This is a genomic window from Chryseobacterium sp. BGA-UO-ETr-SB22 (assembly GCF_059567885.1).
In genome coordinates, this window is the sequence record NZ_JCAQOV010000001.1 from 63504 (window position 1) to 84974 (window position 21471).

General features: G+C 35.6%; 23 protein-coding genes and 1 pseudogene. 14 read left to right on the forward strand and 10 right to left on the reverse strand.

Translation table 11 applies throughout. From position 1 onward, the window contains the following. Positions 1-279 precede the first annotated feature (279 nt). The 9 genes from ileS to trpS all read left to right on the forward strand — a co-directional run bounded on the left by ileS (position 280) and on the right by trpS (position 8627). On the forward strand, positions 280-3675 hold the full coding sequence (gene ileS / locus AC57AW_RS00280) for an isoleucine--tRNA ligase (RefSeq protein WP_496350413.1): 3396 nt from the start codon (positions 280-282) through the stop codon (positions 3673-3675). Positions 3676-3733: 58 nt separating this feature from the next. After that, positions 3734-4114: a TraR/DksA family transcriptional regulator gene (locus AC57AW_RS00285; protein ID WP_002983772.1), complete on the forward strand. Its 381-nt coding sequence runs from the start codon at positions 3734-3736 to the stop codon at positions 4112-4114. Positions 4115-4192: 78 nt separating this feature from the next. Next, entirely contained in the window at positions 4193-4438 is a 246-nt protein-coding gene (locus AC57AW_RS00290) for a DUF6576 domain-containing protein (RefSeq protein ID WP_496350414.1), read from the forward strand. Between the two features lie 16 nt (positions 4439-4454). Then, the gene (locus AC57AW_RS00295; RefSeq protein WP_318848373.1) at positions 4455-4649 is read left to right on the forward strand and encodes a DUF2683 family protein; all 195 of its coding nucleotides are present in this window, start codon (positions 4455-4457) and stop codon (positions 4647-4649) included. After that, positions 4649-5290 (forward strand): lipoprotein signal peptidase, encoded by a 642-nt coding sequence (locus tag AC57AW_RS00300; RefSeq protein WP_318848374.1) that lies wholly within the window; start codon positions 4649-4651, stop codon positions 5288-5290. The genes AC57AW_RS00295 and AC57AW_RS00300 overlap by 1 nt, the downstream gene beginning before the upstream one ends. 15 nt (positions 5291-5305) lie before the next feature. Beyond that, complete coding sequence (locus AC57AW_RS00305; RefSeq protein WP_496350415.1) at positions 5306-5950, forward strand: SanA/YdcF family protein; 645 nt, start codon at positions 5306-5308, stop codon at positions 5948-5950. A gap of 25 nt (positions 5951-5975) precedes the next feature. Next, on the forward strand, positions 5976-6686 hold the full coding sequence (locus tag AC57AW_RS00310; RefSeq protein WP_496350416.1) for a hypothetical protein: 711 nt from the start codon (positions 5976-5978) through the stop codon (positions 6684-6686). A 1-nt stretch (position 6687) separates the two neighbouring features. Next, entirely contained in the window at positions 6688-7548 is an 861-nt protein-coding gene (locus AC57AW_RS00315) for a hypothetical protein (protein ID WP_496350417.1), read from the forward strand. A 110-nt stretch (positions 7549-7658) separates the two neighbouring features. Then, a complete protein-coding gene (trpS, locus tag AC57AW_RS00320; protein ID WP_496350418.1) occupies positions 7659-8627 on the forward strand; it encodes a tryptophan--tRNA ligase in 969 nt (322 codons plus the stop codon). A 70-nt stretch (positions 8628-8697) separates the two neighbouring features. Here trpS and AC57AW_RS00325 read toward each other — a convergent pair whose 3' ends face one another. From AC57AW_RS00325 to AC57AW_RS00365, 9 genes and pseudogenes are all read right to left on the reverse strand, one after another. Continuing rightward, positions 8698-9984 carry a sensor histidine kinase gene (locus AC57AW_RS00325; protein WP_496350419.1) on the reverse strand — a complete coding sequence of 429 codons (1287 nt, stop codon included), beginning with the start codon at positions 9982-9984 and terminating at the stop codon, positions 8698-8700. Further along, positions 9984-10655 (reverse strand): response regulator transcription factor, encoded by a 672-nt coding sequence (locus AC57AW_RS00330; protein WP_496350420.1) that lies wholly within the window; start codon positions 10653-10655, stop codon positions 9984-9986. Before AC57AW_RS00330 ends, AC57AW_RS00325 begins: the two co-directional genes overlap by 1 nt. A 135-nt stretch (positions 10656-10790) precedes the next feature. After that, positions 10791-11000 (reverse strand): annotated as a pseudogene (locus tag AC57AW_RS00335) (PepSY-like domain-containing protein); the annotation flags it as partial. 31 nt (positions 11001-11031) lie between these two features. Beyond that, positions 11032-11481, reverse strand: coding sequence for a PepSY-like domain-containing protein (locus AC57AW_RS00340; protein WP_496350421.1), 450 nt, complete (start codon positions 11479-11481; stop codon positions 11032-11034). A 212-nt stretch (positions 11482-11693) separates the two neighbouring features. Beyond that, complete coding sequence (locus AC57AW_RS00345; protein ID WP_318848381.1) at positions 11694-12389, reverse strand: YjjG family noncanonical pyrimidine nucleotidase; 696 nt, start codon at positions 12387-12389, stop codon at positions 11694-11696. A gap of 202 nt (positions 12390-12591) precedes the next feature. Beyond that, complete coding sequence (locus tag AC57AW_RS00350) at positions 12592-13182, reverse strand: RNA polymerase sigma factor (RefSeq protein ID WP_318848383.1); 591 nt, start codon at positions 13180-13182, stop codon at positions 12592-12594. 195 nt (positions 13183-13377) lie between these two features. Further along, positions 13378-13869, reverse strand: a complete 492-nt coding sequence (locus AC57AW_RS00355) for a hypothetical protein (RefSeq protein WP_318848384.1) — start codon at positions 13867-13869, stop codon at positions 13378-13380. An 86-nt stretch (positions 13870-13955) separates the two neighbouring features. Beyond that, complete coding sequence (gene metK, locus AC57AW_RS00360; protein WP_496350422.1) at positions 13956-15236, reverse strand: methionine adenosyltransferase; 1281 nt, start codon at positions 15234-15236, stop codon at positions 13956-13958. Between the two features lie 239 nt (positions 15237-15475). Then, entirely contained in the window at positions 15476-16426 is a 951-nt protein-coding gene (locus AC57AW_RS00365) for a LysR substrate-binding domain-containing protein (protein ID WP_318848386.1), read from the reverse strand. Between the two features lie 134 nt (positions 16427-16560). Between AC57AW_RS00365 and AC57AW_RS00370 the strand changes: the two genes are divergently transcribed. From AC57AW_RS00370 to AC57AW_RS00390, 5 genes are all read left to right on the forward strand, one after another. Continuing rightward, positions 16561-18048 (forward strand): catalase, encoded by a 1488-nt coding sequence (locus tag AC57AW_RS00370; protein ID WP_496350423.1) that lies wholly within the window; start codon positions 16561-16563, stop codon positions 18046-18048. 105 nt (positions 18049-18153) lie between these two features. Continuing rightward, the gene (locus AC57AW_RS00375) at positions 18154-18921 is read left to right on the forward strand and encodes an enoyl-CoA hydratase/isomerase family protein (protein ID WP_496350424.1); all 768 of its coding nucleotides are present in this window, start codon (positions 18154-18156) and stop codon (positions 18919-18921) included. Positions 18922-18975: 54 nt separating this feature from the next. Further along, positions 18976-19398: a deoxycytidylate deaminase gene (locus AC57AW_RS00380; RefSeq protein WP_076356921.1), complete on the forward strand. Its 423-nt coding sequence runs from the start codon at positions 18976-18978 to the stop codon at positions 19396-19398. 6 nt (positions 19399-19404) lie between these two features. Further along, positions 19405-20319, forward strand: a complete 915-nt coding sequence (gene xerD / locus AC57AW_RS00385) for a site-specific tyrosine recombinase XerD (protein WP_318848389.1) — start codon at positions 19405-19407, stop codon at positions 20317-20319. Next, positions 20316-20828, forward strand: coding sequence for an NUDIX hydrolase (locus AC57AW_RS00390; RefSeq protein WP_496350425.1), 513 nt, complete (start codon positions 20316-20318; stop codon positions 20826-20828). Before xerD ends, AC57AW_RS00390 begins: the two co-directional genes overlap by 4 nt. A gap of 180 nt (positions 20829-21008) precedes the next feature. Here the strand turns inward: AC57AW_RS00390 and AC57AW_RS00395 are convergent, their stop codons facing one another. Then, entirely contained in the window at positions 21009-21467 is a 459-nt protein-coding gene (locus AC57AW_RS00395; protein ID WP_496350426.1) for a heme-binding domain-containing protein, read from the reverse strand. Positions 21468-21471: the final 4 nt, after the last annotated feature.

Sequence of the window (21471 nt, forward strand, 5' to 3'; positions counted from 1 at the left end):
TTGTTTTTAAGTTTGGGCTAAAGCCAACGGAGCATTTCGCCATTCCCAAACGAGCTAAAGCCCATTTCTATTGAACAATTTGCATAAAATTTCACATGAAAAACAGCCGGAAAAATTCACTTATTGATCATTCACCATTTGCTTTTTATCACCTCTCCCATTTATATTTCTGAAATTGAACTTTTTAATAGAATATATCGAAATAAAACATATATTATAAACCGACAAAATTTAGTAAATTTGCAGACTTAATTAATCAACGATATTGAGATATTTACAATGAGCCAATTTAAAGAATACAAAAACCTCAACCTTATTGACGTAGCAGAGAATGTAGCGGAATTTTGGAAACAAAATAAAACTTTCAATAAGAGTGTTGAGATTCGTCAGGGAAATCCTGAGTTTGTTTTTTATGAAGGTCCACCTTCAGCAAACGGTATGCCTGGAATTCACCACGTAATGGCAAGAGCATTGAAAGATATTTTCTGCCGTTACCAGACTCAGAACGGGAAACAGGTTTTCCGTAAAGCAGGCTGGGATACGCATGGTCTTCCTGTGGAACTGGGTGTAGAAAAGGAATTAGGAATTACTAAAGAAGATATTGGCAAAAAAATATCTATTGAAGATTATAACAGAGCTTGCCGTGAAGCGGTAATGCGCTATACAGACGTATGGAATACCCTTACGGAGAAGATTGGATATTGGGTAGACCTTGATGATCCGTACATCACGTACAAGTCAAAATATATGGAAACGGTTTGGTGGTTGTTGAAACAGTTATACGACAAAAGCTTGTTGTATAAAGGGTACACCATCCAGCCTTACTCTCCGAAAGCAGGAACAGGACTTTCTTCTCACGAGTTGAATCAGCCTGGAACCTACCGCGATGTTTCAGATACTACGGTTGTAGCTCAGTTCAAAGTAAAGAAAGACTCTTCAGCATTATTTAATGATGTTGACGGAGCTGTTCATATCCTTGCATGGACGACGACTCCATGGACATTGCCATCCAATACCGCTCTTACTGTAGGTAGAGATATTGAATATGTTGTAGTTAAAACTTTCAATCAATATACATTTGAGCCTGTAACTGTTGTTTTATCAAGAGTCCTTTTACCTAAAGTTTTCGGTAAAAAATTTACAGAAGGCACAGATGAAGATTTTGCCAACTATACTCCGGAAGCTAAAGTAATTCCTTTCAAGGTTTTAAAAGAGTTTACAGGAGAAAAACTTGTTGACACGAGATACGAGCAATTAGTTCCTTGGTTTACGCCAAACGATAATGCTGAAAATGCATTCAGAGTAATCCTGGGGGATTTTGTAACAACAGAAGACGGTACAGGTGTTGTTCATACTGCCCCTACTTTCGGTGCTGATGATGCGAGAGTTGCTAAAATGGCTCAACCTGAGATCCCGCCAATGTTGGTGAAGGATGAAAATGACAATCTTGTACCATTGGTAGATTTACAGGGTAAATTCATCAAAGGAGAGAATGTTCCTGAGGTATTCTCCGGAACCTATATCAAAAATGAATATTACGATGAAGGAGCTGCTCCTGAGAAATCTTGGGATGTAGAACTTGCGATCTTGTTGAAAACGGAAAACAAGGCTTTCAAAGTAGAAAAATATGTTCACTCTTATCCACATTGCTGGAGAACTGACAAACCAGTATTGTATTATCCGTTGGATTCATGGTTTGTAAAAATGACTGCTGTAAAAGACAGACTGGTTAATTTGAACAAAGAAATCAACTGGAAACCAAAAGCTACCGGAGAAGGACGTTTTGCCAACTGGTTGGAGAATGTAAACGACTGGAATCTTTCCCGTTCAAGATATTGGGGTATTCCGTTGCCAATCTGGAGAACAGAAGACCTGAAAGAAGAAAAGATCATCGGTTCTGTAGAAGAATTATACAATGAAATCGAGAAATCAATTGCAGCTGGAGTGATGGCTGAAAACCCATTCAAAGGTTTCATCATCGGAAATATGGCTGAGTCTAACTATGAGCTTGTGGATCTTCACAAAAATGTAGTAGATAAAGTAATATTGGTTTCTGATTCAGGAAAAGCAATGAAACGTGAAAGCGACTTGATCGACGTTTGGTTTGATTCAGGCTCTATGCCTTATGCTCAACTGCATTATCCTTTTGAAAATAAAGAATTAATCGACAACAATAAAGCATTCCCTGCTGATTTCATCGCAGAAGGTGTTGACCAGACTCGTGGATGGTTCTATACACTTCACGCAATCGGAACTGCTGTTTTTGATTCTGTTGCTTATAAAAATGTAATGAGTAACGGTCTTGTTCTGGATAAGAACGGACAGAAGATGTCAAAACGTTTAGGAAATGCTGTAGATCCGTTCGAAACCCTTTCTGTGTACGGACCAGATGCTACCCGTTGGTATATGATCTCGAATGCAAACCCATGGGAAAACCTGAAGTTTGACATTGAAGGAATTGACGAAGTAAGAAGAAAGTTCTTTGGAACACTTTATAATACCTATTCATTCTTTGCTTTATATGCGAATGTGGATGGCTTCAACTATTCAGAAAAAGAAGTGGAAAACCGTCCTGAAATTGACAGATGGGTTCTTTCTGAACTGAATCTTCTGATCAAAGAAGTGAAAGCTTTCTATGAAGACTATGAACCTACAAGAGTAGCAAGAGCGATCAGTAACTTTGTGAACGATAATTTAAGTAACTGGTATGTAAGATTATGCAGAAGACGTTTCTGGAAAGGAGATTATTCTGATGACAAGATCTCTGCTTATCAGACTTTATACACTTGTCTTGAGACGGTTGCAAAACTATCTGCTCCTATTGCTCCATTCTTTATGGATCAATTATATCAGGATTTAAATAAAGTAACAGGGAAAGAAAACTGTGAATCTGTACACTTAACAGACTTCCCAGTAGCTGATGAAAGTCTAATTGATCAGGATCTGGTTGAAAAAACGCATTTGGCTCAGAACATTACAAGTATGGTTTTCTCATTGAGAAAGAAAGAAAATGTAAAAGTTCGTCAGCCGTTACAAAAAGTATTGGTTCCTGTATTGGATAAGAAAACTGAAGAGCAGATTCTTGCCGTAGCAGAACTGATCAAACAGGAAGTAAACGTAAAAGAACTACAGTTAATCAATGCTGAAGAAGCATCTCACTTAATTGTAAAACAGATAAAACCAAACTTCAAAGCGCTTGGTCCTAAATTAGGAAAAGACATGAAGGTGGTAGGTGCCGAAATTAGCAATCTTACTGCAGAACAGATTTCCAGTCTGGAAAAAGAAGGAAAGATAGACGTTCAGGGATATGAGATCACTCTTGATGATGTAGAAATCTCTACAAAAGATATCCCGGGATGGACGGTAACTTCTGATGGTAAAACAACTGTGGCATTAGATTTGACATTAACCGATGAGTTAAAATCTGAAGGAATTGCAAGAGAATTCATCAACAGAATTCAAAACTTGCGAAAAGAGAAGGACTTTGAACTGACAGACAGAATTTCAATCACATTAGAAGAAAGCTCTCCTTTCCTGAGTGATATTAAGAAAAATGAGGAATATATTTCTTCTGAAGTCTTGTCAAATAAAATAGAAATTGTATCTTCACTTTCAAATTTTAACGAAATCGAAATAGATGAAGTTAATTTTAAGATAAATGTTGAAAAAAATTAACATGTAGTTATTATATTTCAAATTCCATTTCATAATTTTATTAAAAAAGAGAAAGAATATGTCAGACGAAAGAGTTAGATACAGCGATGCTGATTTACAGGAATTTAAAGCGATCATTAAAGAAAAAATAGAAAAAGCAGAAAAAGATCTTCAGCTTATCAGAGAAAGTTTTATCAACGACCAGAATAATGGAACCGATGATACCTCTCCTACCTTCAAAGCTTTTGAAGAAGGGGCAGAAACTCTGAGCAAAGAGCAGAACTCTATTTTGGCAGGAAGACAGGAAAAATTCGTTCGTGACCTTAAAAATGCTTTAATCAGAATCGAAAATAAAACGTATGGTGTTTGCAGAGTAACTGGAAAATTGATTCCTAAGGAAAGACTTTTAGCCGTTCCTCACGCTACGCTGAGCATCGAAGCGAAAAACATGCAAAAATAACCGTAAGGTTTGTAAAATACTATTGGGTTTATATTGTATTCACGGATACTTTATAAACCTAATTTTTAATGTATACCCATGAGCGAATTATTAATTTTGGGAGCTATTGTTGTAATAGTATTATTATTTTTCAACAGAGACCGGATCAAAAATAGATTCTTTCCTGAACCACAGAAAAACTATACTATTGATGACAAGTTCAATTCTGATAAACGCGACCGGGAAAAAGAGATCGACAGACTTTTAAGCAAAATGGGCAAAAACGGAGTCAATGATTTATCAGAAAAAGACAGAAAACGACTCGACGAATTGTCCAAAATGTAAAAATTAAATACAAGAAATGGAATCTATTATAGTACATCCAAAAAATGCAATGGAGCTTAGTGCACTGAAAAGTGTTCTGAAAGAAATGAACATTAAGTTTGAAAAAGCTCATGTCAAAAGTTCATATAACGGACAGAAAGTGGTCAAGAAAGCCAGCGATAATAAAAATATAAAACCTGCTGCAAAACCTTCAAAACCTAAAGGACAGTAATGAAAAAGATATTAGCGATAACATTTTTAGTGTTGTTGATTGACCAGGCTTCAAAAATTTATATCAAAACTCATTTTGAACTGAATGAAAGTATTCCTGTGGTAAACGGTTTCTTTAACAAGACTTTTGTTGAAAACCCGGGAATGGCTTATGGATTTCATTTCGGAGGAATCATCGGAAAGTACTTTCTGGTAATCCTAAGAGTTTTCCTGATTGGAGGAATGGTATATATGTTTAAAAAATGGCTGAAAGACGGAGCTTCCAATTATCTTTTGATTCCTATGGCTATTATTTTCGCCGGAGCAATCGGCAATCTTATTGACGGAATGTTTTATGGGATGATTTTCGATACCGGAACCGTTTATGATGCCAGTACCGACCGATGGATTGGCTATGGGGGTATCTCTAAGCTTGTTCCTTTCGGACATGGATATTCTACCTTTATGAAGGGCTGTGTAGTAGATATGCTTCACTTTCCGGTAGTAGACTGGTACGTTCCCGAAAGCTGGCCTGTAATAGGAGGAAAACATATTGAATTCTTCAAATATATTTTCAATGTTGCCGATTCTGCCATTACGGTAGGTGCAGCATTCTTGTTAATATTCAGAAAAAAAGCATTCCCGAATGGGCTTGAGTTTTAAAAGATCTATTTTCGAATGAAAAAAATAATTAAAAATATTTTTAAAATTTTCCTGCTTCTTCTGGTTGCAGGAATTATTTTTATTGCCTGGGCGAATTACAGCATCAAAAAGGACAGTGAACCTTTCGTTTCCTACAATATCGCTGATCTACCGGAAGCAAAAACGGGTCTGTTACTGGGAACCGGAAAACTTCTGAGCAACGGAACCCCGAATGCTTATTTCTATAACAGAATTGAAGCAGCTGCCAACTTATACAAAAGCGGAAAAATACAATACATCATCGTAAGTGGTGATAACAGTACCAAAGACTATAATGAACCCGAAGATATGCAGCTGACACTGATGCAGCAGGGAGTTCCACAGGGTAAAATCATTTTAGACCATGCCGGATTCAGAACACTGGATTCTGTAGTAAGGGCAAAAGATATTTTCAGCCAGAAAAAGCTGGTGATCATTTCTCAGAAATTCCATAATGAAAGAGCCGTTTTTCTAGCCAGAAAAAATGGAATGGAAGCCTTTGGATATAATGCTGCTGATGTGAATAAATATGCAGGGTTGAAGACTAATATGAGAGAGTATGCTGCTAAAGCTAAAGCCTATTGGGATCTTATCTTTGGTGTACAGCCAAAATTTGGCGGGGAAAAGGTTTTGATTCCTTAGTATTAAAAAAATACAACCATAAAAAATGAGTGTCTTCACCTATCATTTAGTAAAAACAGATTACCTTTCTGCACTCAAAATTCTTTTTTCTTCACCGAAGTCAAGAAATATCTCGGGGTTAATTCACGCAGAAATTATGACAGTGATGACTTTAGGCTCTCCTATTTTTTCACCCTCTCGAATGTTGATAAGACAAATCGCCGTATTTGCACAATGGGAAGATGAAATTGATATCGAAAATTTTTTAGCTAAAGACAGTTTAGGAAAAATTTTATCTGAAGGTTGGCACACTAGATTAACTTTTATGAGAAAATGGGGGAAGTTCAATAAGTTTGAAATTCCTGCTGAACCCGCAGGATTTGAAGATCCGAATTCACCAGTCGTCGCAGTAACCATTGCCAGGATGAAATTTTCGGAAATCCCTAGATTTATTCAGTGGGGAAGACCAGTTGAAAAATTGGTTCGAGACCATCCGGCAACGACTTTGTCTTTGGCCTCCATCAAATTCCCTAATACCGTTTCCACTTTTTCAATTTGGAAAAATCAAAAAGAAATGACTGATATGGTTCATGGACATAGCAAAGTTCCAAAACCAGAAAGACACGCTGACGCAATGAAAGAAAGAGACCGAAAAGATTTTCATTTCGAATTTACAACTTTGCGCTTTAAACCTATTTCAGAATTTGGGGAATGGAATGGGCAAAGTAACATTATTCCATCTCTTAAAAACAACTAAAATGAGTTTTGCTTATCCTATACAAAAGTTTCAGGATTGGCTTACTCAACAATGGGTAATTCTGCGTGGAAGAAAAATTAAGCCTGAAAATTATCTCTGGTTGATGGGACCTTTTGGTAGTTTGAATGCAATGAGTGAAGATTTTATTCATCAATTTGCAGAAAAAGAAAATTTAATTGTAGAAAAAGACTCAAAAGCAAAAGGTATTATTCCTTCAATGCTAAAGCTCAACTTATCTGAAACTGAATTCTCAAATTTATCCAAAAATGTGATTGACTTCTATGAAAACACCTCAAATCATACCTTAAATTTTTCTATAAAATGGAATCCCTATTTCAAATTTTTTGGAATTTTAATTAATAAATTATTCAGTAATAGAATTAACCAACTGAATATTCCTACAAAAAACATTGACGGTTCAGAATCTATAAAAAGCGAAATCATCAACCTCACCGACCCGAAGACCAATGAAATAAAACACACGTTTTGGTTTCGTTCAATTGAATCCTCCGGGCAAGTTATTTATTCCGGAGTTTACGGTATCAGCAATTTACCTTCAGGAAAAACTTGTATAAAGGCTGTATTTCCTTTACCCAATGGGAATGCAACCGTATTGATGATTCCTAGTGTTGGAAAAAATGGAGAACTGATTTTAGATTCTTCAGGAAAAAAATTTGGTGATGCTGGTTTTTATTTTTTACTTAAAGATTCTAAAGGTGAATATTGGTCACAATTTATACGTTCTTTCCGTGATTGTCTCATTATTGGTTCCGAAAATGATATTATATCAGCAGAACAAACTTTAACACTGTGCCATTTCAAGGTTCTTACTTTTATCTATAAAATTGAAATAAAGAAATAGGTTATTGATGAAAAATTCTTCATTAAAGAAAATTTATATGAACCCACACAAGTTTTTGAAAGAGATAAGTTCTAAATTTTCACTATTTTTGCAGAAATAATTTTAAACAAATGTCAAGAATTCTTACCGGCATTCAAGCCACCGGAACACCCCATCTTGGAAATTTATTAGGGGCCATTATTCCTGCTATCGAACTATCCAAGCAGGAAGGAAATGAATCATTTCTATTTATTGCGAATCTTCACACGCTTACCCAGATAAAAGATGCGCAGATTTTAAGACAAAATACCTACGAGATTGCTGCGGCTTGGCTTGCTTGTGGATTAGATACTGAAAAAACATTTTTCTACAGACAAAGTGATATCGCTGAAACCTGTGAACTTTCTTGGCATTTATCATGTTTTTTCCCTTATCAAAGATTAACATTGGCCCATTCATTTAAGGATAAGGCTGACAGACTTCAGGATGTGAATGCAGGTCTGTTTACTTACCCTATTCTGATGGCTGCAGATATTTTACTGTATGATGCAGAGATTGTTCCTGTAGGAAAGGATCAGCTTCAGCATTTGGAAATTGCAAGAGATGTAGCTTCCAGATTCAACAACCAAATGGGAGAAGTTCTTGTTTTACCACAAGCTGAACTTCAGCAGGATACAAAATATGTTCCGGGAACTGATGGGCGTAAAATGTCTAAATCTATGGGAAATATCATCAATATTTTCTTACCTGAAAAAGAGCTGAAAAAACAGATCATGAGCATTGAGTCCGATTCTAAATCTTTGGAAGATCCTAAAGATCCTGAAACGGATAAAACCTTCCAGATCTATGAACTTATTGCTACTCCTGAACAAACAGAAGAGCTAAGAACTAAATATCTTGCCGGAAACTTCGGATACGGACATGCTAAAAAAGAATTGCTTGATCTTATCCTTGTACGTTTTGAGAAGGAAAGAGAAACGTTCGCTTATTATATGAATAATCTTGACGAGCTGGAAGCAAAACTACAGCAAGGAGCTGAGAAAACCAGACCTATCGCACTGGAGACTCTTAAAAGAGTAAGAACAAGCTTAGGATTTTAATGCTGAGTTATTAATATAAGAAAGCCTTTCGTTTGAAAGGCTTTTTCTATTTATTGTCGTTTTCTGAATACTATTTTCCGTTACTCTTTGTCAGGATAAAGTAATGCATCTGATCTCCAAATTCGTAAGCAATATCCCAGCCAGGGTATTGTTTTATAATAGTTTTAATGATAGACAATCCTAATCCGGTAGACGTATGATCTGACCCCTGTTTATAGAAACGGTTAAAAATCCTGGTTTTATCCAAAGGAATAGAGGATCCGCTATTTTGGAATGTTATCCGGTTATTTTCAACGATAATATTCAAAGTTCCTTCTTCATTGTTATATTTAACCGCATTTTTAAGAAGGTTAGACAACAGAATATCAGCAAGATCCTGATTAAAATCTGCAACAAATTTTCCTTTCTCTACAACATTGACCTCTACTTTTTTAAATGCAATAAAATCTTCATAATTCTGAACTAACTGAGCAATCATTCCATTAAAATCAATGTCTGATGTTTTATTGAACTGGCTGTTTTCAATTTTGGAAAGCATTAATAAAGATTTGTTTAAGCCTACCATTCTTCTGAGATCATTTTTAACTTCAGAAAGGAAGGTCAGATTCTTTTTATCAAGGTCATCATTCTGAATCAGAAGATCAATTTTATTAATCACAATAGCCAAAGGGGTCTGAAGTTCGTGGGACGCATTTTCAATAAACTGTTTCTGTTGATAAAAGACAAGCTCGTTACGCTCAATCATTTCATTGATTTCCACATTCAATTCTTCAAACTCAGTGATCTTGTAAGTCTGTTTTTCCTGTGAAAAAGGGATTCCGAACTGATATTTTTTAAGTTTATCCAAAATCAGGTAGAAGGGTCTCATTGCCTTATTCAACAGATATCCATTAACAACCACAATACTGATCACCAAAAGGATATAGAGAACACTTAATGCCGTTGTAAGATCATAAATCAATTCGTCCTCTTCTACGGTAGAAGTTCTTATGACAAGTCTCTGCTGATTTTTGAACTGATCAATAAAGTCTGCCTCAAGAACTCTGTAAGGCTGGTCTTTATCATCATATTCCATATAATACATCTTATTGTAAAGCCTGCTTTTATTCTGGTAATCTTTAGCTTCAATGGGATTGATTTTAAATTCATTGAATCCAAAATCATTATTCTTCAGCAGCTGAGGATTCAGGTAAACGGCTTTTATGATCTGGATCTTCCTATTCTTCAATCCGTCATCCACATTGTCATGCACTTCATCCAGAATATAAGCATAAAACAACCCTGCCCAAACTGCAATAATAAACAGCAGGATCATAATCAGGTATTTTATGGTATAATATTTTAAAGAGACTTTCATCAGATGAATTTATATCCTATTCCGTACACCGCCTGGAAATCAGCTTCTGCGTTGAGTGTTTTTAATTTTTTACGAAGATTTTTAATTTGAGAATAAATAAAATCCAGACTGTCCGCCTGATCGATATAATCTCCCCAGATAGCTTCTGCCAGTGTAGTTTTCTGTAACGTTTTCTCTGGATGGATGACAAAATAATACAGTAAATCATATTCTTTACGGTTAAGAATAAGTTCTTCACTCCCAACTTTCACAGTTCTGTTCTCCGGATCGATGCTTATATTTTTATATCGGATAATATTCTCACCATCTTGATTTTTTCTTCTGATTACAGACTTGATTCTCGCCATTAGCTCTGCAAGGTGAAAAGGTTTGGCAAGGTAATCATCAGCCCCAATTTCCAATCCGGTTACCTTATCATCTACTGAGTCTTTAGCGGAAAGGATGATCACCGGATCCTTCTTATGCATTTTTTTGATTTCCTTTAGCAGATCAATTCCATTACCGTCAGGGAGCATAATATCAAGTAAAATACAGTCATATTCGTAAGAAATGATTTTCTCCAGTCCATTGCTGTAATTTTCGGCATATTCTACAATGAAATGCTCTGCTTCCAGAAACTTCTGTACTATATCTTTCAGCTCGGGTTCATCTTCTACTATTAAAATCTTCATAACCTCTGGGTCTATATGCACTGCCGCATGATTAACTTATATCAAATATAGGGAAATTATAAGCTGGAATTTATTTATCCTCCATCAAGTGATGCTATCACTTTCTGCTTCCCATCTCAATCTTCCTACTTAAAATTAATTCGATTTCACATAACGGCCGTCTGCATCAAAAACAAGGCATAGACCATTCATCAAATGAATTTTGTAAGCATTGTATTTTTTCTCAATAGAATCAATGATGCTGCACGGGTGATTCCTTGTCATAAATGAAACCATATTTTTTCTAATCTGCGCAGAAGAAATCTTTCTGCCGTTGCTGTTTATTAAATTCCAGTTGACCATACTATTAAAATTTAGTGTTTATATTACTTCTGAATTAATCGTCAATTCTTTTAAAATTTCCATTTCTGTCAAATTCAAGCTCCAATCCGTTGGAAAGTTCAGCTTTAAATGACCATCTTTTCTTTTCAATCTTGATGATGTAAGTATTGGGAAAGTTTTTCGCACTGTAATTTCTGATTGATGCCGGGATGAAACCATAGGGCAGTTTCTGATGTTTCCCATCCACTTCCTTCCAGTCTCCATTGCTGTCGAACTCCATTTTCATTCCATTGGTCAGATATACTTTATATTCGTCTACTCCATAAATTTCTCTGTCTTCTATGGCTGAGTTTACAGGTATTCCTTTAAAATGACTCCCAAGAAAGTTTTTGGCTGTTCTGGGTAACTGATTTGCATTGATCGCTCTATCCTGAGCAGAAACCCAACCTCCCATTAACAAAAACATGATCATCAATACTCCTGTGATTTTTTTTACATTTTTCATAACATTTAATTTTTCTGTCATTATTATGGAGCAAAGTTGCCAATCAATTTGGGAAAGAATTAGGAACAATTATTTCAGTAAAAAATAAGCAGACTTATGATTTAGTTTTAACCACAAATGTTTGGGTTTATTTCTCAATCTATAAAAACAGAAAAACCACTAAGATGATCTTAGTGGTCAATATTATATGTTAGACTTTATGGTCTTACATCTTATAAGTATTCTTTAATCTGCTGAAGATGGGTAATCGCTTTTAACCCTTCCTTCTGCTTATCTTCTTTATAAACATCAAAGAAGATGGCATCCATTCCGAAGTCTGTAGCTCCCATGGCATCAGCAATCCAGTCATCTCCAATCAGAATACTTTCTTCTTTTCTGGCTTCAGAAAGTCCTAAAGAGTACTCAAAAATCCTGGGATTAGGTTTTCTTACTCCTACGGCATCTGCACTGGTAATTGTCTTAAAATAAGGTGCAATTCCGGACAGAGTACATTTTCTTTCTGTTACATCCTGAAATCCATTAGAAATAATGTGTAACGTATAATTTTTAGCTTTCAGATATTCCAAAACATCTTCAGCTCCTTCTACCAGTTCATTATGACTCACAATATTATCAAGAAAGTTTTCTTCAAAATAAAGGGCAAGCTCTTTATTTTCTACTCCAAAATGTTTAAATGAATCATAAAAACGGTGTTCTCTCAAGTACTCTTTGCCAATAATCCCATCTCTGATTTTTTCCCATAAATCTTCGTTGATATCATGGTAAACAGAGTGAAACTCTTCAAAGTCGATATGATACTTTGAAGTAATTTCCTGTTTTTCAAAAAGTTCTTTGATGGTGAGATAGGCATTTCTGCGGTGATCCCAGAGCGTATTATCCAGGTCAAAAAAAACATGCTGCATTTTCATACAGCACAAAGTTAATCATTTTAATTTTTTAAAATTGGATAATTTTTGCTCTTACTTTTCACAATCTCAAGACTTTTAGAAAAATTAAGCAAAAAATCAATGGTTTGTTTCTTAGGTTTCAAAGTTTTCACTTTTAAAGAATCATTTTTTTTCATAGGCGAAGTATGTTTTCTTTAAAACGTGAAATTTTCCAAAATATTATCTATCTGGTTAATATTATATTATTTTCATCCATGATTTTTCTCAGGTTTATCAATGCATATCTTACTCTGCCTAAAGTAGTATTAATGCTCATATCCGTATGATCTGCAATTTCCTTGAAACTCAGCCCGTCAAAAAACCTAAGTTTGATTACTTCTTGCTGATTTTGCGGTAAAAACTGCAGCATCTTTAAAAGATCTTCCTGAATCTGATTCGTCACAAGCTGATCTTCGATATTTTCAGAAGGCTCTCTGATCAAATCAAAGATAGAATATTCGTCAGTTTCAAAAGTAGTTTCTGAAACTTTGATATTCTTTGCTTTTGATCTGAAATGATCGATGATTAAATTGTAAGAAATCCTTTTCGCCCAAAGAATAAATTTACCTTCTTCGTTATAGCGCCCTTCTTTCAGCATAACAATAATCTTCATGAATGTATCCTGAAAGATATCGTTGGCTAAATCTTGATCATTAATTTTGTAAAAAATGAATGTAAACAGTTCTCTCTGATGTCGGTGAATAAGGGTTGACAATGCACCCTCGTCTCCTTTCTGGTAAAGGGAAATTAGTAAACTATCCGATTTTGATTTCATAACTCTTCTCAATATAAATATTTGTAGACAGGCATTCTACCAGATATTTCATCTGGCTTTTGCTGTATAAACAAAACAGTTCTAGAGTAGAGTCTCTTCTATAGGCGGTAGTACAATTATTATGATGTAAATATAATAATTTTTTAATAACTGTTAACCTATTATTAAATTTTCGAAAGAAAAATTTAATAAAAATCACTTAAACATGTCATGAATGAATACAGTAGGGATATTTAATGTAAAATTAATATTCAGACCTTTCATTTCTTTTCCGTTCAATCGGGTGTCTCCGATAGGAAAAGCATAGCCTCCGGTAAGGTCCAGCATTCCAAATAAAGTAACTCCTATTTTTGGGGCAATATATTTATTGGTTCCTTCTACTCCTGCTAAAAAGTAATAGGAGTGATAGAAGTCTACATTTTTTTCAAAATTTAGAAGAACATCTGCCTGCAGCTTTGGCATAATAGCAAACTTAGAATCCGCAACTCCCATCAGGGCAGATCCTCCCAATCTGTAAATCACATCATCATTTTTAAGAAAAAGCAACTTCCCTCCTACTTCACCAAAACTTTGATTTTGGTAAGTATACCCCACACTGATCATTTTATGCATGGTATATTGTGCCTTTGCTAATGTACTTAGCAAAAACAGGGAAAGGACAGCAACTACAGTTCGAAAATTCATCATCTTTCTATATTATTAAGGTGTAAAATTAAAAAAAACTGCCTTATCCAAAGATAAAGCAGCCCATTTATTATTTTTTAAAAGGAAAATTAAATTCCGAAAGCGGTTTTAATTTCCTCTACTTTGTCTAATTTCTCCCAAGTAAAGAACTCAAGATCTTTTAAAGTAAGCTCATTTTTCTGTCCTTTATTGAACGTTTTATCAGCTATATAGTGCTCTTTACCCATATGTCCGTAAGAAGCTGTTTCCTGATAAACAGGATTTCTTAATTTTAGGTTCTGCTCAATAGCATAAGGTCTTAAATCAAAAATTGCAGAAACTTTTTTAGCAATCTCACCATCATGAAGGTCTATTTTTGCTGTTCCGTAAGTGTTGATGTATAAACCACAAGGCTCAGCTACCCCAATAGCATAAGAAACCTGTACTAAAACTTCATCAGCTACTCCTGCAGCTACTAAATTTTTAGCAATATGTCTTGTTGCATACGCTGCGCTTCTGTCTACTTTAGAAGGATCTTTTCCTGAGAAAGCACCTCCACCGTGAGCTCCTTTACCACCGTAGGTATCAACAATGATTTTTCTACCTGTAAGACCTGTATCTCCATGAGGTCCTCCGATTACGAATTTCCCTGTAGGATTGATGTGATATTTGATCTGATCGTTGAATAAAGCTTTGATTTCTTCCGTCTGTTGTGCAACAACTCTTGGAACCAGAATGTTTTTAATATCTTCACGGATTTTGTTCAGCATTTCCTCTTCAGCGGCGAAGTCATCATGCTGAGTAGAAACTACAATAGAATCAATTCTGATAGGTCTGTGGTCATCAGAATATTCAATAGTTACCTGACTTTTTGCATCCGGACGAAGATAAGTGATTTCCTTATTTTCTCTTCTGATGGCAGAAAGTTCTTTCAAAATTGTGTGAGCAAGGTCTAATGCAAGAGGCATATAGTTAGCCGTTTCATTGGTAGCATACCCAAACATCATTCCCTGGTCTCCAGCTCCCTGTGCATTTGCTTTCGCTTCAAAAGATCCATCATTTACAGCTCTGTCAACTCCCTGGTTGATATCAGGTGACTGCTCATGGATAGCAGAGATTACTCCACAAGAATCTCCATTGAACATATATTCACCTTTTGTATACCCAATTCCGTTGATTACTTCTCTGGCAATGGTCTGTACATCAAGATAAGCATCAGATTTTACTTCTCCTGCCAATACCACCTGTCCGGTAGTTACAAGAGTTTCACATGCTACTTTTGAGTTTTTATCGTATGCTAAAAAATGGTCGATTAATGCATCGGAGATTTGATCGGCAATTTTATCCGGATGTCCTTCTGAAACTGATTCAGACGTAAATAAATAAGACATATAATTCTTTTGTTTTTAAAGATTTAAAAAAATAATGTTTGCGAAAAATATGAAATAAATTGCCCAGAAAAAAAGAATACTGTTTTAGCATATTTTTATAGAGGTTGCAATCAGGTCAAATTTTTCCTCGTAATAAACGTCAGCAAATTTAAGTACTATTTTCGTAATACTCAAAAATTTTGTTTATTAATTATAATTTTATTTAAATTGATGATTTCTATCACTTTAAAACATTACTATTACTGAGGCTTAATGCTTACAAATTCTTTTGGACTTTCGTGATAATTCAGCTTAAGTTCTAAAGAAGTTTTGATAGAATGTGACAATTCATCAATGATTTTTTGCTTAAAGGTTGGCTTATAATAAATAATACTGATTTCTCGGTAAGGGAAAGGTTTTTTGAATCTGAAAACATTTTTCTTCTGTTCTTCTGAAAGCTGGCTCAGTGCAAGCTCCGGCAGAATACTGATTCCTCCTACTTTATCCACCATGTGTACCAAAGTCTGGATATTGGAAGCCAGGAAGTCTAAATTTTTAGGCTTTAATGTATTTTCCTTAAGGTGACAGATATTTTCAAACTGATTTCTAAGACAGTTTCCTTCTTCAAGCAGCCATACTTTCTCTACATTCAAATCCTCCGGAATGATGTAAGAATTCTTTTTGTTGGCTTCCGTATTGGAACTGTAAATCATCAGCTCTTCATTGAATAAGAAATCCTGATAAAACTCGTCAGCTGTATCATAAGGAGTTGAGATAATTCCCGCATCCAGTTCTCCGGCTTTTAGAGCTTTAATAATATTATCAGTTGTCATTTCTTTTACATTCATCTGGATCTTTGGATTATCTTCAAGGAATTTGAAAATTTCCGTAGGCAGAATGAAAGAAGAAACAGTAGGAATAATTCCCAGATTAAGAGTTCCTCCTAAAATATTATTCAAAAGGTTCGCTTTATTTCTCAGCTCATTGACAGATTCTATAATTACTTTTGCCTGATCAATAATCTGCAGCCCTACATCTGTGGTACGAATTGGGTGGGTAGTTCTGTCGAAAACCTTCACATCCAGTTCATCCTCAAATTTCTGTATCATGGCACTTAACGTAGGTTGTGTAATAAAACATGCCTGGGCTGCTTTACCAAAATGTTTATACTTATCAACAGCGATAAGATACTCCAGTTGCTGAATGTTCATTTGATTAATATTATCTATTACAAAGATATAACGTTTTTGTTATTAGCAATTAAAAATTCAAGTAAATTTGATATTCATTACCTTTACACTTCGATTTAGAAAAAAGAAAAAGAATTATTCAAATCATCAATTATATGGATTCTAAAAAATTAACGTTAAGCAACGGCGCACCTTACTTTGAGCATCAGGATTCACAGACGGTAGGACCAAGAGGCCCGGTATTGCTGCAAGACTTTATTCTTCAGGAAAATCTTGCCCATTTCGTTAGGGAAAGAATTCCTGAAAGAATAGTGCACGCCAAAGGAAGCGGAGCATACGGAACCTTTACCGTAACCCATGATATCAGCCAGTACACAAAAGCAAAGCTGTTTTCGAAAGTAGGAAATTCATGCAGAATGTTTGCACGATTCTCTACTGTAGGAGGAGAAAAAGGAAGCGCAGATACCGCAAGAGACCCTAGAGGTTTTGCTTTAAAATTTTATACAGAAGATGGGAACTGGGATCTTGTAGGAAATAATACTCCGGTATTCTTTATTAAGGATGCAAAAAAATTTCCGGACTTTATTCATACCCAAAAAAGGCTTCCAAAAACCAATTTAAAAAGCGCCACCATGATGTGGGATTTCTGGAGTTTAAATCCTGAATCACTTCATCAGGTTCTTATACTAATGTCAGACAGAGGAACGCCATACGGATACAGACATATGCATGGATTTGGGTCTCATACTTTCTCTATGATCAATGATAATAATGAAAGAGTATGGGTGAAATTTCATTTCAAAACAAAACAGGGAGTAAAAAACTTCACTGATGAGGAAGCTGTAAAAATGGCTGGAGAAAACCCGGATTTCGCTCAGGAAGATCTTTGCAATGCAATTGAAAATGGAGACTTTCCGAAATGGACTCTATACATCCAGGTGATGACTGAGGAACAGGCAAAAGATTTCAGATGGAATCCTTTTGATGTAACCAAAGTATGGTTCCACGATGACTTCCCATTGATTGAAGTGGGAGAGATGGAACTTAATGAAGTTCCTGTTAATTATTTTGCTCATGTTGAACAGTCTACTTTTTCACCAAGCAGCCTGATTAACGGAATTAGTTTCTCCCCTGACAAAATGCTGCAGGGAAGATTATTCTCTTATCCTGATGCACACCGTTACAGAGTGGGCGTCAATGCACATCAGCTGGAAGTGAACAGATGTCCTTTTGCTATCAATAATTATCAAAGAGATGGTTATATGGCAGACTCAAGCTCTTATCAGGATAAACCCAATTACCATCCGAACAGTTTCGATGATATCAATGTGGATTCTGATTACAAAAGCTTTGAGTATGAACTAGACAGTGCTCATGTAACGAGCTACAACAGAAATGATAATGACAGTGATCATTATACTCAACCCGGACTGCTTTATTCAAAAGCAATGGATGCGGAAGACAGAAATCGTTTGATCCAAAATATTATTGGCAGCATGCAAGGCATCAGCGGGCCGAAAAAAGATGAGATTATCAACCGACAATTATGTCACTTTTTCCGTGCCAATATTGAGCTTGGCATGAAAGTAGCTTCTCAGCTAAACGTCAATATTGATGCAAATATGATGAATCATTCCAAATAATCATATTGAATAATAAATTAAAAAAAAGGAAAAAAAAATAATATTTTTTCCTTTTTTTTGCAAAAAATTCATAATTTGCAAAGGATGATATTTTAAAGTGGAAAAATGAGTTACGACAACATATTATTAAAAAAAGAAGATAAATTATCTATCATTACCATAAACAGACCTGAAAGTTTAAATGCTTTAAATGCAAAAACAATTCAGGAAATCAGTACCGCACTGGATGAGCTTAAAGCTGACAACTCCTGCAGGGTAATTATCCTTACAGGAAGTGGAGAAAAATCTTTTGTAGCAGGTGCTGACATCAAGGAATTCAGCGACTTCGGACAGGAAAAAGCGGAAGAACTTGCAAGAAACGGACAAAATACATTGTTCAATAAAATTGAAAATATGTCTAAACCTGTTATTGCAGCCGTAAACGGTTTTGCATTAGGAGGAGGTTTAGAGCTTGCCATGGCATGCCACATCAGATATGCATCGGAAAACGCCAGACTAGGGCTTCCTGAAGTAACTCTTGGATTAATCCCGGGATATGGTGGAACTCAAAGGCTTCCAAAGCTTGTAGGAAAAGGTATTGCCAACGAAATGATCTTCTCTGCCAAAATGATCCCTGCTCAAAAAGCAAAAGAGATCGGACTGGTAAATGAAGTATATCCTATTGAAGAACTATTAACCAAAACGAAAGAATTAGCAAATACGATTGCCCACAATTCACCAATGGCAATCTCGAAGGCTATAAATGCCGTGAATTTATCTGACACAGAGAAAGGTTTTGAAACTGAAATTAAATATTTTGGGGAACTTTTTGAAATGGAAGATAAGAAAGAAGGAGTTACTGCGTTTCTAGAGAAGAGAAAGCCTAACTTCTAAATCTTTTTAAAAGATTTTAATCCAAATTATTTCGAAAAAAAACAATGCTGCGGTATGAATAAGTTTGATAAAGCTTATCTAAAAATGGCTCAGGAATGGGCAAAACTCTCCTACTGTAAGAGAAAACAGGTAGGGGCTCTTATCGTAAAAGATAGGATGATTATTTCAGATGGTTACAACGGGACTCCTTCGGGATTCGAAAACTGCTGTGAAGATGGAGAAGGGAAAACACACTGGTACGTATTGCATGCTGAAGCCAACGCTATATTAAAGCTGGCTGCTTCTACTCAATCTGCAAAAGGAGCAACGTTATATCTGACGCTGTCTCCTTGTAAAGAATGTAGTAAGCTGATTCTGCAGGCAGGAATTGCGAGACTGGTGTACATTAATGAGTATTCGGATGACGATGGAATATCGTTCCTGAGAAACCATAATATTGAAATAGAACAAATATCGGACTGTGAACTAAAAAAATAAGCACAAATGACTTGGGATGAAAAGATCAAAGATTTTGAAATATTTCTTCGTTTCGAAAGAAATTTTTCAGAAAACACTCTCGACGCCTACGTTCGGGACATTAAGAAATTAAAAGAGTATGCAAAAGAAGATCTGGCAAACGTCGGCCCAGAATCTATCGGTTACGAAAACCTGCAGGAATACATTTTCAATCTTTCTAAACAGAAATTCAGTGAGAGATCACAGGCAAGGTGGATATCTTCCATTAAAGCCTTTTTTAAATTTCTGCTAGAGGATGAATATCGTGAAGACAATCCTGCGGCGTTACTTGAAGGCCCTAAACTGGGATTGTATCTACCTGATACCTTAAGCCTGTCTGATATCAACAAAATTATCGCTGCTATTGAAGTCAATACAGATCTTGGAAAAAGAAACCACTGCATCATAGAGGTACTCTATGGGTGCGGACTTCGTGTTTCTGAACTGATTGATCTTAAGATTTCCAATATCAACTTTAAAGAGCAATACATCAAGGTAAATGGAAAAGGTAACAAAACGCGTTTTGTTCCTTTGGCCGACTATACCGCAGATTTGCTTGAAAGTTATATCAAAGAGGTACGTTCTAAAGGTAAAATCAATAAGAAATATGAAGACACTCTGTTTTTGAACAGCCGTGGAACATCTATGTCCAGAGTGATCGTGTTTCTTATTATTAAAGAACTTACAGATAAAGCAGGGGTTAACAAAAAAATATCTCCACACACCTTCAGACATTCATTTGCTACGCATTTACTGCAGAATGGAGCAGACCTCCGTTATATTCAGGAAATGCTGGGACATTCCAGTATTACAACAACGGAAATCTATACGCATCTGAAAACAGAAGAATTAAGGGATGTTATTTTGAGTTATCACCCGAGAAATATTAATATTGCTCAATGAAATTATTGAAATATTGTCCAAGCTGCGGCAAAGAGTCCTTACATTGGGATGGCGAAAAGAAATGGAGCTGTCCGGAATGCGGTTTTACTCTGTATAACAATGTGGCAGGCGCTGTAGCGGTTGTCATCAGATGTGGTGATGAAATCTATCTTACACGAAGAAACAGAGATCCTAAAAAAGGAAAACTAGATCTTGCCGGCGGATTCGTTGACCCTAAAGAAAGTGCAGAAGAAACCTGTAAAAGAGAACTTTTTGAAGAACTTCAGCTTGATATCGATATTTCAAACCTGAAATACCTTACCAGCCTTCCTAACATCTATCAATACAAGGAAATTGATTACAATACTATCGATCTCTTTTATGAGTATAATGTTTCGGAAAAGTTTGAGGTAAATCTTGAACTCTCAGAGATCTCAGAAGCGGTATGGATTCCTTTACAGGAGCTAGATCTTGAAGACATTGCTTTTGATTCTCAGAAGAGATTTTTTGAGAGCTATTTAAAGAAATAATTTTTGTAATATATTCTCTCGCAGACTTTGCAGATTAAGCAGATTGTTAGAATACAGCCATTTGCCGGATCCGCAAAATCTGCGAGAGTTTTATTTTAATCTTAGAATGAATTGAACATTGAAGAATAAAGCGTTGAGAATTCTCTCAGCCTTTCATTTTTTCAAGCATTACGCTCAAAACTAATAGGTTTCAGTCTTCAGCATTTCTTCAAAATACTGAATCAGCAATGCTCTTTCGGCTTCTGAAAGATTAGCTTCTTTATGATAAACGATATAACCAGGCATTGGCATTGCCTTGCTTTGGATAGTCTGAATAGATTTAGTAATCATATTCTTTTTCAAATCCTTATTATATGTTTCCCAGGTAGAAAAATTAAGATGTTCTCTACCTTCATTGACATGGCTTTTTACAGACCATGAAACAGGTGCGATAAAAGCATATTTCGGATAAACGGTTTCATTGGAGTGGCAGTCATAACATGCATTTTTAAGCAGTGTTCTTACTTTTTCCGGTGCTTTCCTTCCATCAACGAAGTTCGTGGCAGAATCAACAGGTTTATTCGTCCTGTCAATAGGAAAAAACTGAATCAGGGCAAACGCCACCAATGTCCAAAATATTATTTTCTTAGCCATTTTCATCTGT